The sequence below is a fragment of the Nonomuraea dietziae genome (assembly GCF_014195505.1).
Classification (GTDB): domain Bacteria; phylum Actinomycetota; class Actinomycetes; order Streptosporangiales; family Streptosporangiaceae; genus Nonomuraea; species Nonomuraea roseola.
The window spans coordinates 6,302,760-6,317,798 of sequence record NZ_JACIBV010000001.1; the positions used below are offsets into that span (position 1 = coordinate 6,302,760).

The window sequence follows — 15,039 nt, forward strand, 5'->3', positions numbered from 1 at the left end:
ACGCGGGGGTGGGAGCTTAGAAGGGGACCTCGTCGACTGCTCGCACGCGGGAGCGGGTCTAGAAGGCGACCTCGTCGACCTCGACGACGCGCCCGCCCGCCTCTGACAGCTCCTTCTCGACCGCGAGCGAGACCTCGTGGGCGGGGCGCGGGTCGTCGTAGGTGGCGTGGGCCCCGCGCACCAGCGTGACCTCATGGCCGAGCGCCAGCGCGGTGAGCGAGGTCTCACGCACGCACCACTCGCTCTGCATGCCGGCCACGACCACCTGGCTGGAGGGCGGCAGCAGGTCGCCGAGGTCGGTGTTGGCGAAGGCGTCGGGGACCGACTTGTCGATGACCACCTCGCCCGCCGCGGGTTCGTGGACCAGCTCCCAGCCCCGCGTGCCGCGGACGTCGGGGTCGCCGGGCCCACCGTTGTTGCGGACCCACACCACGGGCTCGCCCGCCGCGCGGGCGCGTTCGAGCAGGGTGGCGATCGCCGCGGACACGTCCTTCCACGCGGGCACGGGCTGGGGAGGCTCGAGCATGTTCCGCTGGACGTCGATGAGGAGAAGCATGCGAACATTCTATCGAATGGAAGGGATCATCGCAGCCTTCTGCCCATCCTGAAGACCGCGGAGGGGCGCTGGAGCACGCTGATGTCGGCCAGCGGGTCGCCGCTCACGGCCACGAGGTCGGCGTCGTACCCCTGCATGATCCGCCCCTTCCTGTCGGCCACCCTGCACGCCCTTGCCGCCCTGGAGGTGACCGAGCGCAGCACGTCGAGCGGCGCGTATCCGAGGTCGACCAGCATCCGCGCCCCGTACGGCAGGACACCGTGCGGCTTGCCCGGCCCGATCCCCGCGTCGCTGCCGATCACGAAGGCCACGCCTGCCGCCTGGAGCGCCCTGACCGCCGCGATGATCCCGGGCATGCGCTTCGCCACGCCGGGCGGCGGCGGCTCGCCCGTGGGCACGATCCCCGCGGTGAGCGAGACGATCACGTCGGAGGCGGCCAGCCTGGCGATGATCGTCTCGTCGTGCTCGGCCGCGTGCTCGGTCATGAACGAGCAGTGCTCGATCGTGTCGAAGCCTGCCGCCAGCGCGTCGGCGATGCCCTCGCCGGCGTGCGCGTGCGCGGCGATCGGCAGGCCGTGCGCGTGGGCCTCCTCCACCGCCGCGCACAGCTCGGCCAGGCCGTACTGCCTCAGGTGGGAGAAGGTGCCAGGGGTCATCTCGCCGCCGGTCACCATCATCTTCACCACGTGGACGCCGCGCTCGGCCCGCTCGCGCACGGCCGCGCGCACCCCCTCCACGCCGTCGGCCTGCCCGCCGAGAAACCAGCAGTGGCCCCCTGTCGTGGTGATCGGAGGCCCCGAGGCGAGGATCTCGGGCCCTTCGGTGACACCGAGCTTCTCGGCGAGCCTGAGCGCCAGGTAGCCACGGTCACCGAGGTCTCTGACGGTCGTGACGCCCGCGGCGACCGTCCTGGCCGCCTCCTCGCGCATCCTGTCGAGCACCTCCTCGTCGCTCGACTCCCTCAGGCGGCCGACGGGGTCGGCGCCGGCGTCGAAGACGAGGTGGACGTGGCAGTCGATGAGCCCGGGAAGGAGGGTGACGTCGCCGAGGTCGAGGTCGGCGGGGCCGTCCACGGTGACGGCGTTGATCTTTCCATCGGTGACGTGAACGACCCGCTCGCCGAGCAGCTCCCTGCCGTCGAACAGGCGTCGTGCGCGTATGGCTGGCATGGCCTGACTGTCGCAGCGGCCCAGGCGGGCGTCATGAGTAGCCCGTACTCACCCCTGGCGCCCGGGTGGGAGAAGGGCGCGGCGACGACCGGCGACGCCTCCCTCGCGGCCTGGCCCATGACCTGACCTAGGCGTGCGGTCCCACGGTGATCTTGTCGATCGTGAGCCGGGGGACGCCCTCCATGATCTCGCCGACCCGCTCGACCTGCTCGCCGAGCTGCGCCATCTGCCACGCGTCCAGCTCGGCGAGCGGCTCGACGGTGATGTCGATCTTCCGGCCCGAGCGGCGCTGGTGCCAGACCCCCGCCACGACGCCGTCGACCAGCAGCACCGGGTAGTTGCCCGCCTGGCCGCGCGCCAGCGCCCGCTCCCACGCCTGGCCGGGGAAGAGCTGCTCGCGCGGGTGCGAGCCGACGACGAAGGCGTCGAAGTACGGCAGCAGCCGTACGCCCCTCACCGGCTCGTCCGGCGCCCTGGTGTCGCCCCGGTTCACCCAGCCGCCCTCGACCTTCTCCGGCGCGACCTCCTCGAACAGCCTGGAGGCCCAGGTGACGGGGGCCGACAGCCAGCGGGCGAAGTGCTGGGGGGTGGAGGGGCCGTAGGAGTGCAGGTAGTGCCTGAGCAGCTCGGCCTTCGCACTGTCGCTGTCCGCGGGCTTGACTCCCGGGTTGATGTAGGTGACCTTGCGCCCCCTGGTGGGGCCGAAAGCGAGCACGCCCCTGTGCGCGGCCAGGTGGACGGCCTGCCGCCAGCGCGGCCACTTCGTCTGGAACGCGTCCATGACCCTGTCGCCCGCCCACGGTCCCGCGATGGCGGTGACGGCCTCGTCCAGCTCGTCGATGACGAGCGCGCCGTCCTTCAGCGCCACGCCGACCGCCTCCACGACCTGCTCGATCTGGTCGGGGGTGAGCAGGTCGATCCTGCCGGCGGGCAGGCTGGACAGGGCGCCGGTCCACATGGCCAGGTCGCGGGTGGGAAGCACGTGCACGGTGCCGCGCGGGCCGTAGGTCTTCACCAGGCTGCGCTCCTCCCACAGCGCCTCGCGGACCTCCACCCTGGTGACGCCCGGCATCCGCAGGCCGATCGACAGCTCGGCCGCCGACATCACCTGCGCGTGCGCGCCGCACATCGCGGCCACCACATCGGCGGCGGTCGCGGGGTTGTCGGGGAAGTGGCGGGCCAGACGGCGGGCGTTCCAGTTCATGGTTGCAGCGTAGAAGCCAATGCGGCACGTTCCGTTCCGCATTGGTCGGCGGAGTGAAATGCTCCGTAGGGTGGGTGGCATGAGAGCGATCGTGATGGACGAGTTCGGCGGCCCCGAGGTGCTGAGGGCGCGCACGGTGGAGGATCCGGTCCCGGGTCAGGGCCAGGTGCTGGTCAGGGTGGAGTTCGCGAGCATCACGTTCGTGGAGACCCAGGTGCGGGCGGGCAAGGGGCCGTTCGCGCCGCCGTCGCTGCCCCGCATCCCTGGCAACGGCGTGGGCGGCACGATCGTGGCGGTCGGCGAAGGGGTCGACGAGGGCCTGGTCGGCACCGTCGTCGTGACCACCACGGGTGGCACGGGCGGCTACGCGTCGCTGGCGAGGGCCTCCGCCGCGGACGTGGTGCCCGTCCCCGAGGGGGTGGCGTTGCGCGACGCGGTGGCGCTGCTGGCCGACGGGCGGACCGCGGTGATGCTCCACGAGCAGGCGAAGATCCAGCCGGGTGAGCGGGTGCTGGTGCTGGCGGCGGGTGGCGGGGTCGGCGGGCTGCTCATGCAGCTGGCCGCCGCCGCGGGCGCCGAGGTGGTCGGCGCCGCGCGCGGCAAGCGCGAGCTGGTGGAGCGCTTCGGCTCCTACGTCGACTACTCCGAGCAGGGGTGGGCGCGCTCGGTCGAGGCCGACGTGGTCTTCGACGGCGTGGGCGGGGCCGTGGGAACCGAGGCGATGACCGCCCTGCGGCCCGGCGGCAGGGCCAGCATGTACGGCATGGCCAGCGGCTCGTGGTCGGAGGTGGACGGCCTGCCGATCACCGTGCTCGAGCGCCCGGGGCCGCCCAGCCCCGCGGAGCTGAGGGGGCTGGTGGCCACGGCGCTCGAGCTGGCCGCGCAGGGTCGGCTGCGCCCGACGATCGGGCAGACCTATCCGCTGGAGGAGGCAGCCTCGGCGCACAGGGCGATCGAGGCCCGCCAGACCACGGGCAAGACGCTCCTGGTCATCTGATCGCGCCGAACGCGACCGCGGTGGTCGAGGCGATCACCGTGGTCAGCACGACCATGACCAGCACCGAGCGCATCGGGTTGCGCCGAGCCGGCTTCGGCCTCTCGGCCCTGACATAGGTGCGCGCCTGCGGGACTGGCGTCTTCGGCGGTGACGGCGTCACCCGCGGAGGCTTGGGCGGCACGACCACGGGGCGCGGCGCCACGGCGGGCTGGGGCACGGGCCTCGGGCTGACGACCCTGGGCGGCTGGCTCGGCGGAACCGAGGGCGTCGGCGGCATCGGTGGAACAGGCGGGACCGGCGGAACAGGGGGCATCGGTGGCGCCGGGGGTACCGGCACAGGGGGAACCGGCGGAACCGGTGGCATCGCGGCGGGGGGCGGCGTGGGGCTGGGCGTGGATGCCGGAGGATGGCACTCACCCACCTCGACGACCACGACCAGCAGGCCGACGCAGACTGAGACCTCGACGGTGACGGGCAGCGTGATCGGGTCGAGGTGCGCCACGGGAGCCGGATGCGGAAGAAGGCTCGCCTTCGGAAGGGGGTCGGCTTCGACCTGGCTCGGCGCGCTCGCCTTCGTCACCGGGTCCTGCGCGATGCTCGCCTTCGTCGCCGGGTTCGGTGCGAGACTCCCCTTCGGGGCGGGGTCCTGCGGGAGGCTCGCCTTCGTTGCCGGATCCTTCGTCGCCGGGTTCGGCCCGAGGCTCGTCTTCGAGAGCAGATCCGGCCTGGCGACGAGGCTCGGTTTCGTGGCCGGACGGGGTTGAGGGGCGGCGTTCGGCTGGGGGGCGGGGCTCGGGTGAGAGACGGGGGCGGGGACGGGTTCCGAGGCGGGGGTGGGTGCGGGGGCGAGGGCGGGTTCGGGGGTGGCGGGCAGTCCGGCCCCGACGCAGAGGAGCGCGCCCGCCAGCAGCGCCGCCGCCGCCCTCACGCGCCCTCCGCGATCCTCTGGAACTCCTGCAGCGCCGCCTGTAGGGCGTCGGGGCCCACCGCCAGCGCTCCCGCGAAGGCGTAGGAGATGTTCCAGGTGAGGTAGACGCCGACGCCGAGCATGCCCGCCATCACCATCAGCGGCGCCAGCGTCAGCCCTCGCGGTCGCGCGCCCGCGAGGAAGGGGAAGATGATCACGACCACGCCGGTGAGGATCGTCAGCGGCAGCAGGCCCGAGGGCGGAACGGTGCCCGCGTCGGCCGCTCTCCTGCTGCGCGCCGCCGACATCTCCTCCACCTTGTCGAGGACGGCCGCCTTGGTGTCGTCGTCGAGCTTCGACTGGTCGACCCTGGACCGCAGGGCGTCGAGCCTGGCGCCGCCCTCGGGCGACATCTTGCCCTCGGCCATCAGCGGCCACTCGTCGCGCACCACGAAGGCGACGTAGTCGCGCAGGCTCTGCCGTACCCACGCCTGGTCCTCGTCGGGCAGGTCGCCGGCGGCCCAGTAGGTCTCCACCGCCGCCTGACCCTCGGCGAAGGTGTTCTGGCGGGCGGCGTCGGCCGTGGTCCACGGCACGATGATGGCGATCGCGAACACCAGCAGGAACAGCGCCGAGAGCATCGCGCCCGCATGACCCGTGGAGGGGCCCCCAGGGTCGCGGTCTTCGGTGCCGAGCTTCCTGAACAGGAAGGCGGTGAGAGCTACCACGCCGACTGCGGCCGCCACGGCGGCAAGGAGGGCAAGCATGGCACAAACACTAGTGACTACTTACCGTCACGTCGTGAACACACAAAGAAATTGTGCGTGTCGTGTCGAGAAGCAGGCGACCACTCCGACCAAAGGGCATGAACTACCTGCTGATGATCTACGCGAACCCGGAGACGTGGCCCACGCTCACCGACGAACAGCGTGAGCGACTCAGCGAGATGATCAGCGACGACCGTCAAGAGGAGCACCAGGCGTGAACACCATCCAGAAGACCATTGACACGCTCGTCGAGTCGGGCGTCGAGAGCGGCGTCCAGGTCGCCGTCTACCGTCACGGCGAGCTGGTCGTGGACGCCACCGCAGGTCCCCTCGCCGCGTCCGCGCCGGTCTACAGCGCCTCCACCGGCAAGGCCGTCACCTCCACCGTCGTCCACGTGCTGGTGGCGCGTGGAGCACTCTCCTACGACACGCCCATCGCCTCCCTGTGGCCCGAGTTCGGCGCGCACGGCAAGTCGGCCGCGACCGTACGGCACGCGCTGACACACACGGTCGGCGTGCCCGCCGTACCGGACGGCACCACGATCGAGGACCTGTGCGACTGGGACGGCATGTGCCGCGCCATCGCCGACTCCACTCCCTGGTGGGAGCCCGGCACCAAGACCGGCTACCACTCCCAGACTTTCGGCTGGATCCTCGGCGAGGTCGTCAGGCGCGCCACCGGCAAGCCCATCTCCCAGGTGCTGCGCGAGGAGATCGCCGAGCCGCTCGGCATCGCCGAAGAGCTCTACCTCGGTGTCCCCGTCCCGGAGCTGGACAGGGTCGCCACGCTCGACGACGCGCCCGGCAACGCCGCCATGCTCGCCGCCATGGGCGACTTCCCCGGCACCCCTCGCGGCCTGCTGCCCGACGCCGCCTACGGCAACAGGCGCGACGTGCTCGCCGCCGACATCCCCGCGGGCGGCACGTTCTCCGCGCGGGCCGTCGCCCGGATGTACGCCGCGCTGCTCGGCGAGGTCGACGGCGTGCGCCTGCTGTCGCAGGAGCAGCTCGACGCGGTGACCGCTCCCGCGTTCACCGGCATCGACCAGCTCATGGGCAACCCCGTCACCTGGGCGCTCGGCTACGCCAAGGGCAGGCCCGACGGCTCCTTCCCCGACAGCTCCTTCGGCATGGTGGGCGTCAACGGCAGCGCCGCCTTCGCCGACACCTCCTCGGGCCTGGCCTTCGCGCTGACCAAGACGAGGTTCTCGATGGGCGACATCAGCACCGTCCAGCAACTCCTGCCCCTCCTCGGCTGAGCCGCTCCCTAGCTCCGGCCCTTATGACGACAGGTGGCGCAGGGTGTAGGCGGGTGAGGCGAAGTCGCCGCCCTGGAGGTCGAGGCCGCCGGTCTGGGGGATGCGCCCCGCGTAACGCTCGGCGTCGTCCTGGGGCTGGTAGCCGTCGCTCAGCCGCCAGAAGCGGCGGGTGTTGGCCGAGACCGCGTAGAGGGCAAGGAAGGTGACGTCCTTCCTGGTCAGGGCGTCGAGGAAGAACCCGCCGCAGTCGCGCGGGCTCAGCCACGTCGACAGATGACGTTCCTCGGTCGGCTCGCTCTCGAGGCTGCCGATGCGCAGGCACAGGACCTCCAGGCCGAACTTGTCGGCGTAGAGCCTGCCCAGCGCCTCCACCGCGACCTTGCTGACGCCGTACAGGCCGTCGGGGCGGGGTGGCAGCTCGGGCGAGACCTCCCGCGCGGCCGGATAGCAGCCGGTGAGGCGGTTGCTGCTGGCCAGCACCACGCGCCGTACGCCCGTGCGCCTGGCCGCCTCCAGGACATGGTGGGTGCCGAGGACGTTGCCCTCCAGCAGGTCGGGCAGCGGGGCCTCGTCGGGGACCCCCGCCAGGTGGACGATCGCGTCGGCGCCCTCGACGAGCGCGGCCACGGCCTCGGGGCTGTCGAGCTCGGCCTGCCGTACCCGCTCGTTGGCGGCCCGCGCGGTCAGCTCCCTCCGATCGACCAGCACCAGCTGCTCGGCCCTTCCGCGAAGCGCCTCGCGCACCACACCGCCGACCTGCCCGGCCGCACCTGTCACCACAACCGTTCCTATGCTCACTCACCCATGTTATTGACAAGCAGATTTTTTACGTACAACATTGTTTTTGCGATGAGAGACGTTCTGCACATAGAAGAGATCGAGCAGGCAGAGGCTCTGCTCAAGCCGCAGCGCATCGAGGTGCTGCGGCAGCTGGCCGAGCCGCGCACCTGCACCGAGGTGGGCGGGCGGCTCGGTCAGACCGCGCAACGCGTCTACTACCACGTCAAGAAGCTGGTGGAGGCGGGCCTGGTCGAGCAGGTGTCCGAGCGCAGGGTGCGGGGCATCAGCGAGGGCATCTACCAGGCTCGTGCCCGCTCCTACTGGCTCTCTCCGCGGCTGGTCGGGCGCCTCGGGCTGCGCAGGACGCAGGACGAGCTGTCGCTCGGCTACCTCCTCGACCTGATGGAGGAGGTGCAGTCGGACATCGCGGCGCTTGACCGCACCGCGCCCGAGCTGCCCTCGATCGGCGTCTCGGGGGAGATCAGAGTGCCGCCCGAGCGGCGCCAGGAGTTCGTGAACGACCTACGTGAGGTCCTGCAGGACCTGTTCACCCGCTACGGCGGAGCCGAGGGCGATGCCTTCAAGCTGGCCGTCGCCTGCTACCCCAAGGGAGAGACCCATGTCTGAGCCGATGATCCTTCGCGCCCGCGTCGCCGCCCCCGTCAAGGAGGTCTGGCACGCCCTCACCGACCCCGCCGCGCTGCGCACCTGGCTGGCCGAGCACGCCGAGGTCGACCTCCCTGGCCGCTTCGAGTTCTGGGGCCGTTTCACGCCCGACGGCGACGCGCCGCGCCAGCGGGTCCTGAACGTCGGCGACCACACCCTGCGCCTGGAGTGGACGCTCGGCGGCGTGGCGACGACCACGGAGATCTCCCTGGAGGAGGAGGGCCCCGAGTCGACGATCGTCACGCTGAACCAGAGCCACTTCGACTTCCAGGACGTCATCACCGGCGCGAGCGTCAGGGGCAACCTGCAGACGTTCTGGGGCCTGTCCCTGGCCAACCTGACCGACTACGTCGAGGGCCGCCCGCTGACCCCGAAGGTCGACTACACCTCCGCCATCATGAGGGAGGAGGTGCTCATCGACGCGCCGATGGCCGAGGTCTACGACTCGCTGGTGGACTCGGAGAAGGCCACCCGCTGGTTCGGATACAAGATCGAGATCGAGCCCCACGTCGGCGGCCGGTGGGCGATGGGTGGTTTCGACAACCCCGACCCCGCGAAGGTCATCGACCTCGACGAGGGCCGCGCGATGGCCGTCGACTGGGGGCCCATAGGCATCACCAGCTGGGAGCTGGCCGAGTCCGGGGGCAGGACCAAGCTCACCTTCGTCCAGTCCGGCTTCGACGAGGCCCGTCCTCCGCACGCGGGGTGGGCAGGCTGGCTGTCGGGTCTGGCGGAGCTGCGTCGCTTCCACGAGCTGCCCGACTGGAAGCCGATCTGGATCGAGGCCTCGTGAGCTGATCGTGCAGCCGGCGTAGCGGCCGGGGCGCCCACCAGTTGGCGTCCCCGGCCAGACGCATGAACGCCGGCACGAGCACGGCCCTGATGACCGTGGCGTCCACGAGGATCGCCACCGCCATTCCCACCCCGATCATCTGCACGAACAGCACCCCCGCCGTGGCGTAGACGGCGAAGGACAGGGCGAGGATCGCGCCGGCCGCCGTGATGAGCGGGGCGCCCCTCTGCAGCCCGCCCGCCACGGCCGCGGTCGTGTCGCCCGTCCTGACGTACTCCTCCCTGATCCGCTCGATCAGGAAGACCTCGTAGTCCATCGACAGCCCGTAGGCGATGCAGAACATCAGGATCGGGATGCTCGGGTCGATGCTTCCCGTCGAGGTGAACCCGAGCAGGCCCGACAGGTTGCCCTCCTGGTAGACCCACACCAGCGCGCCGAACATCACCGCCATGCTCAGCAGGTTCAGCACCGTGGCCTTGAGCGGGATCAGCACGCTGCCGGTCATCAGGAAGAGAATCACGAACGTGACCGCGAACATCAGCCCGATCAGGAGCGGCAGCCTGTCCACCACCGACGAGCGGTAGTCGGCCAGCTCCGCCATGTACCCGCCGACCAGCACCTCGAACGGCGCGGGTGCCGCGCGCACCCGGGAGACGAGCTCGATCGGATCACCCTCCATCTGCGCGGCCGTGGGCACGACCGACAGCCAGGTGCCCTCCCCGCTCCGGAACCTGGCGGTGTCGCCCCCGCTCACCCGGGTCCCCGCCACGTAGGAGCCCTCGGACGAGTCCACCTGCGCGACGCCTTCGAGCCGCGAGAGCGTGGCGGCGTACCCGGCGACGCCGGAGGTGGGGGAGACGGACACCACCTGCAGCGCGTCCGTCTCCTCGGCGGGGAACTCGGCCCTGATGATCTCCTGGGTCTGCCTGGCGGGCGCCGAGGCGGGCAGGACGCGGTCGTCGGCCACGCCGAAGTTCAGCCCGAGGAACGGCGAGCCGAGCAGGAGCAGCAGGGCGGTCGCCGCGCCGCCGTACAGCACCGGCCTGCGCATCACGCGGACGGCCACCGCGTGCCAGAACCCACCGGCGCGCCTGCCCCGATCCGCCTTGGGGATCACCCTGCCGCCCACCGAGGCCAGGACGGCCGGCAGCACCACGACCGCTCCCGCCACCCCTCCGGCCACGACCGCGATCCCGGCGTAGGCGAAGGAGCGAAGAAAGTCGAAGGGCAGAGCCAGCAGGACGGCCAGCGACGCCGCCACCGTCATCCCGCTGAAGACGACGGTGCGGCCCGCCGTGGCCACAGCCGCCACGACCGCCTGCTCGTGGGTGGCGCCGCGCCTGACCTCCTCCAGGAAACGGGCGATCACGAACAACGAGTAGTCGATGCCCAGCGCCAGTCCCATGGCCAGGGTGATGTTCAGCGCGAAGGTCGAGACGTCGACGAAGAGCAGCACGCCGCGCAGCATCGCCAGCGTCGCGATCATCGCGAACACCCCGACGAGGATCGGCAGCACCGCCCCCAGCACCCTGCGCGAGTAGACCCACAGCAGGGCGAACACCAGCGGGAAGATGATCATCTCGGCCCGCAGGAAGTCCTGCCTCGCCTGGGGGACGGTCTGCCTGAACACCTCCTCGCCGCCGCCCGACCGCACGGAGATCGTCTCGCCGCCCTTGGTGACCTGCGGCACCAGCGCCGGCAGGATCCGCGAGCGCACCACGGTCGCGTCACCGGGGATGCGCGCCACGACCAGGGCCCGCCTGCCGTCCTCGCTGCGCAGGGTGGCGGGCCTTCCCCTCGTCCAGTACGACGCCGCCTCCGCCACGCCCTCGAACGCGGCCACCCGGCGGGTCAGCTCCCTGCCCTCGGCCTCGACGTCGGCGTCGTCGACCGTGCCGTCGCGCGCGGTGACCAGCAGGATCAGGTCGACGCTGCCCGTGCCGAACCGCTCGGCCAGCTCGGCCCCCGCCCTGTCGGACTCCGAGCCGGGCGCCTCGAACCTGGCCAGCGAGAGGGCGTTCACTGTTCCCGCGCCGAGCACCCCCATGACCAGCGTGGCCAGCAGGGCCAGCAGCATGACGAGACGGCGGTGCCGTACCAGAAAGGACCCCACGACTCGCTCCCCAAAACTCGGTAATGTACTCGCGTTTCTGAGGTCATGAATACAAGTGATTGCTCGTATTTGTCAACGCTCGGCGGGCGCAGGCGCGGCCGTCGGTCTCCGCTGACCGTGGGCCGTGGCCGCCCGGTGAATTCTCGGCGGGCTGCACGTGAAGACATTCGATCGCACCGAATGATCGGGTTTGCGTCGCCCTACTGTGCCGTACATGTATAGACAGTTGGTGCATATCGTGCGCACCGCGATGCTGCTCGCGGCGGTGATGGCAGGGGTCGTGGTGTGCGCAGGACCAGCGTCCGCGCACCTGACGAGGGAGCACGGCGAGCTCGTCGTCACCACCTCCGGCGGTGTGACCGGTGGCCGGTTGATCGTCCACCGCGACGTGGTGACCGCGGAGCGGGCGGGGGCCTGGGCGAGCGACCTGCTGGCCGGTCCCTGCCCGGTGAGCGCCCACGGAGTGGCAGGTGACGACGGCGGCGTCCCCGACGGCATGGTCGTGGAGCTGGCCTGGGCGTGCGCGGTCGACAGCCTTGATCTGAGCGCCCTGCTCCGCGAGGCCGGCCTGACGGAGGTGATCGCCGAGTTCGACGGCACCGCTGCCGACGTCACCGCCGTGCTGCCGGTCCTCGACGTGACCGGTGCGCATGCGCCCGGCGCGTCGAGGCCGACGGCCCCGTGGGCGCCGTTCGCACTCGGAGGCCTTGGACTGCTGGCGGTGCTGGTGCTGGTGACGCGGCGCCGTACGAGGGTGGCGGTGGTGAGCGTGCTCACGGTCGCCGTCCTGGCGCCGCAGGCGGCGCTGGCCGATGTGACACCGGAGCCCGGCGCCCGTACGGCCGCCGCCACCGGGACCCTCACGCTCACCACGCCCAACCCCAGGGCAGGGCAGCCGGTCTCCTTCAGCTATCAGACCGACCGTCCTGGAACGCTGAACTGGGTCGGCCTCTACGGTCCGGGCGAGAAGCCGGGAGTGGCCCAGTCCAGGGTCTGGGTCCGCGCCCCCCAGGCGTCCGGCACTGTGTCGCTGAACACGACCGCGCTCGGCGAGGGCACCTGGATCGCCTACTTCATGCTGAACGACGGCTACGAGATGCTGAGCGCTCCCCTCACCTTCACCCTGTCGGGGACGGGCGCCGATGTGGTGACCGTCCAGGGCACGGTGTTCGACGACACCGACGGCGACGGCGTCAGGGAGCAGGGGGAGAAGGGGCTCGAAGGGGTCTCGGTGACCGACGGCGCGGCGTGGGCGACCACCGGGGCGGACGGCGCCTACACCCTGAGGACGGATCGCGCGCGAAGGGAGACCGACCTGGTCAACGTCGTCTCGCCGAACGGGTACACGCCCGTGCTGCGCGACGACTACATCCCCGCCTTCTTCCGCGAGGTGCCCCAGGGGCAGGGGCCGCTGACCGGCCTCGACTTCGCGCTGGTGCGGAGCGCCGCGGCGGCCGACCCCAAGGAGAAGTGGCTGATGATCTCCGACGTCGAGGTGGGCAACCGCACCGACGCCGAGTACAGGAGCTCGCTGCCTCGGTGGAAGGGGCAGGTGGAAGCGATGGCCGAGGTGGACGGCGCCACCCTGACCATCTCCACGGGAGACCTGACCGTCACCGACTACGCCGACGTCGCGCGCCGGCAGGGCGGCTACGACCTGCTGCGCGAAGGTCTACGGCAGGGCAGGCTCGGGCACCCGTTCTACCCGGTGATCGGCAACCACGACCTCGGCGGCACGCCCACCAGCACCGGCTACGCGGGCACCCTGGAGTACTGGCGGCGCAACGTCGGCCCCGAGTGGTACAGCTTCGACCGGGACGGCAGGCACGTGGTGGTCCTCGAGGACAACGACTCCCGCGGACTGAACGCCCAGCTGGAGTGGTTGCGCGAGGACCTGCGCAGGCACGCCGTGGGCAAACAGGTGCTCGTGTTCGCGCACCGCTCGCTGTTCACCCGCTGGGGGCCTGGCGCCGGCATGCAGCCGACCGTCGACGAACTGGCCAAGTACGACGTGCGGATGTTCGCCGCGGGCCACAACCAGCAGGCCGAGTACCGCAGGGGCGCCTTCGCCCGCTCGGTCGAGGTCAACAACATGGGGATGTACGGCATCGACGCCGCCAGGCCCGACTACAAGATCCTCGACTTCACCGGCATCACCGGCGAGGACAAGGGACACGTGGTCAGCACCCACCGCCAGTTCGGCGTGAACGACGACGTGGCGCTGGTCAGTCCCGCGCCCGGCAGCGTCCACGGGGCCGAGGCTGGTGTCCCGCTGGAGATCTACGCCGAGGACGACGGCCGTACCCCCGCGAGAGCGACGCTCACGGTCAGGTTCAAGAACGGCAGGATCGTCTGGCAGCGTGAGGCGATGCCGTTCGGCGCCCGGCGGAACCCCGAAGGGATCGTCAACTGCTATAAGGGCGAGACCTGTCCCCAGGCGCACGTGTCGTGGACGCGGGCGGGCGGCAGGATCACCGGCCTGCACCCCGGTGCCTACACCGCCGAACTGGTCGTCGCCGACACCAGGGGCAGGGCCTTCCCCACGGTACGGGCCGCCTTCCAGGTGCTGGCCGACGCTCGCGTCTCGAAGCCGCGGCTCGGCCAGGAGTGGACCCGCCAGGGCGGCGACGAGCAGGGCAGGTCGGCCGCGGCGGACGACCCCGGTTCGACGCTCGACCTGCGCTGGGCGGCCAACACCGGCGAGCAGTTCCACCTCAACGGCGCGGCCGTGTCCGACGGCAGAGTGATCGTCGCCTCGCAGGCGTTCGACTCGCCGTACAGCATGATGCTCGCCTACGACGCGCTCACGGGGAAGGAGATCTGGCGCACCTATCTCGACGGCGACGCCGAGTCCCACCCCACCGTTCACGGCGGCAGGGTCTACCTGACCACCGGCGTGGGCAGGGTCTACGCCCTCGACGCCGCCACGGGCAAGGTGGCGTGGGAGAGCATCGACGCCGAGCAGGTCAACCCCACCAACGTGCGCCGCTACGGCCGGGCGGGCGGCCCTGTCAGCGTCTTCGACCTCCCAGGTGGCCGCGCGGTCGCCGTCTACCACGAGTGGGAGGGCGTGCGCTGCAGGGACGCCGCGACCGGTGAACGGCTGCCCGGCGGTTTCTCCGCCCCCGCGGGATGGGGCGAGTTCCACAGCACGGCGATCAGGCGGCCGGGCTCGACCACCGCGTGGCTGCACTCGGGATCGAGCCAGTCGCTGATCTCCATGGATCTCACCACCTGTCGGCAGGTGTCCACCGTGGACACCGGAGGCGATCTCTACTCGCAGTCGTCGCCCGCGTTCACCGACAAGGGCCTGGTCACCTCGACCTGGACGGGGACGCGGGGACACGACGTGAGCGCGGGTGGCAAGGTGCTCTGGCACGCCAAGCTCGGCACCTCCGCCACCTGCGAGTACGGCCCTCCGCCCGTCACCGGCCCCGCCACCTGGGACTCCATGGCCTACGTGGCAGGCCAGGACGGCGTGGTCCGCGCCTTCGACACCGCGGGGCCGGACCCGGCCAAGCCGGTGTGGGAGACGCCGCTGGGCTACCTGCCGGGGGAGAGCCCGATGGAGGACAGGTGGCGCGCGGGCACGATGTGCACGGCCAACGGCCTCGGCTCACCCGCCATGCACGCGCTGGTCACCCGGAGCACGGTCTATGCCGGCACATGGGACGGCAGGGTCGTGGCGATGGAGCGCGCGAGCGGCAGGGTGCTCGCCCAGCACGACCTGGGCGGCGGCGTCGCCTCCTCCCTGTCGATCAGTGGCGACGTGCTGTACGCCCTGACCGACGACGGCTCGATCCACGCGCTGGCGACCCGGTGACCTCGA

11 protein-coding genes and 1 pseudogene are annotated in these 15,039 nt (G+C 71.4%); 5 read left to right on the forward strand and 7 right to left on the reverse strand.

The window, feature by feature from the left end; genetic code table 11:
- Window positions 1–58: 58 nt before the first annotated feature.
- The 3 genes from FHR33_RS30230 to FHR33_RS30240 all read right to left on the reverse strand — a co-directional run bounded on the left by FHR33_RS30230 (window position 59) and on the right by FHR33_RS30240 (window position 2,929).
- On the reverse strand, window positions 59–556 hold the full coding sequence (locus FHR33_RS30230) for an isochorismatase family protein (RefSeq protein WP_183654827.1): 498 nt from the start codon (window positions 554–556) through the stop codon (window positions 59–61).
- A 26-nt stretch (window positions 557–582) separates the two neighbouring features.
- Complete coding sequence (locus tag FHR33_RS30235; protein WP_183654830.1) at window positions 583–1,725, reverse strand: metal-dependent hydrolase family protein; 1,143 nt, start codon at window positions 1,723–1,725, stop codon at window positions 583–585.
- Window positions 1,726–1,852: 127 nt separating this feature from the next.
- Window positions 1,853–2,929 carry a winged helix DNA-binding domain-containing protein gene (locus tag FHR33_RS30240; RefSeq protein WP_183654832.1) on the reverse strand — a complete coding sequence of 359 codons (1,077 nt, stop codon included), beginning with the start codon at window positions 2,927–2,929 and terminating at the stop codon, window positions 1,853–1,855.
- Window positions 2,930–3,008: 79 nt separating this feature from the next.
- On the opposite strand from FHR33_RS30240, the gene FHR33_RS30245 reads away from it, so the two are divergent.
- Complete coding sequence (locus FHR33_RS30245; RefSeq protein WP_183654834.1) at window positions 3,009–3,926, forward strand: zinc-binding dehydrogenase; 918 nt, start codon at window positions 3,009–3,011, stop codon at window positions 3,924–3,926.
- Here the strand turns inward: FHR33_RS30245 and FHR33_RS30250 are convergent.
- Both FHR33_RS30250 and FHR33_RS30255 read right to left on the reverse strand, forming a co-directional pair.
- Window positions 3,919–4,854, reverse strand: coding sequence for a hypothetical protein (locus FHR33_RS30250; protein ID WP_183654836.1), 936 nt, complete (start codon window positions 4,852–4,854; stop codon window positions 3,919–3,921). The genes FHR33_RS30245 and FHR33_RS30250 overlap by 8 nt on opposite strands.
- Entirely contained in the window at window positions 4,851–5,600 is a 750-nt protein-coding gene (locus FHR33_RS30255) for a bestrophin-like domain (protein WP_183654838.1), read from the reverse strand. Before FHR33_RS30255 ends, FHR33_RS30250 begins: the two co-directional genes overlap by 4 nt.
- Window positions 5,601–5,814: 214 nt before the next feature.
- On the opposite strand from FHR33_RS30255, the gene FHR33_RS30260 reads away from it, so the two are divergent.
- On the forward strand, window positions 5,815–6,858 hold the full coding sequence (locus tag FHR33_RS30260) for a serine hydrolase domain-containing protein (RefSeq protein ID WP_183654840.1): 1,044 nt from the start codon (window positions 5,815–5,817) through the stop codon (window positions 6,856–6,858).
- 21 nt (window positions 6,859–6,879) lie between these two features.
- On the opposite strand, the gene FHR33_RS30265 is transcribed toward FHR33_RS30260, so the two are convergent.
- Window positions 6,880–7,656 carry an NAD-dependent epimerase/dehydratase family protein gene (locus FHR33_RS30265; protein ID WP_183654842.1) on the reverse strand — a complete coding sequence of 259 codons (777 nt, stop codon included), beginning with the start codon at window positions 7,654–7,656 and terminating at the stop codon, window positions 6,880–6,882.
- A 51-nt stretch (window positions 7,657–7,707) separates the two neighbouring features.
- Between FHR33_RS30265 and FHR33_RS30270 the strand changes: the two genes are divergently transcribed.
- Window positions 7,708–8,265 carry a helix-turn-helix domain-containing protein gene (locus FHR33_RS30270; RefSeq protein ID WP_183654844.1) on the forward strand — a complete coding sequence of 186 codons (558 nt, stop codon included), beginning with the start codon at window positions 7,708–7,710 and terminating at the stop codon, window positions 8,263–8,265.
- Between the two features lie 4 nt (window positions 8,266–8,269).
- Window positions 8,270–8,983, forward strand: a pseudogene (locus FHR33_RS30275) (SRPBCC family protein); the annotation flags it as partial.
- Here the strand turns inward: FHR33_RS30275 and FHR33_RS30280 are convergent.
- Entirely contained in the window at window positions 8,961–11,210 is a 2,250-nt protein-coding gene (locus FHR33_RS30280) for an MMPL family transporter (protein WP_376773260.1), read from the reverse strand. The pseudogene FHR33_RS30275 and the gene FHR33_RS30280 sit on opposite strands and share 23 nt — an antisense overlap.
- Before the next feature lie 214 nt (window positions 11,211–11,424).
- On the opposite strand from FHR33_RS30280, the gene FHR33_RS30285 reads away from it, so the two are divergent.
- A complete protein-coding gene (locus FHR33_RS30285) occupies window positions 11,425–15,033 on the forward strand; it encodes an outer membrane protein assembly factor BamB family protein (protein ID WP_221241306.1) in 3,609 nt (1,202 codons plus the stop codon).
- Window positions 15,034–15,039: the final 6 nt, after the last annotated feature.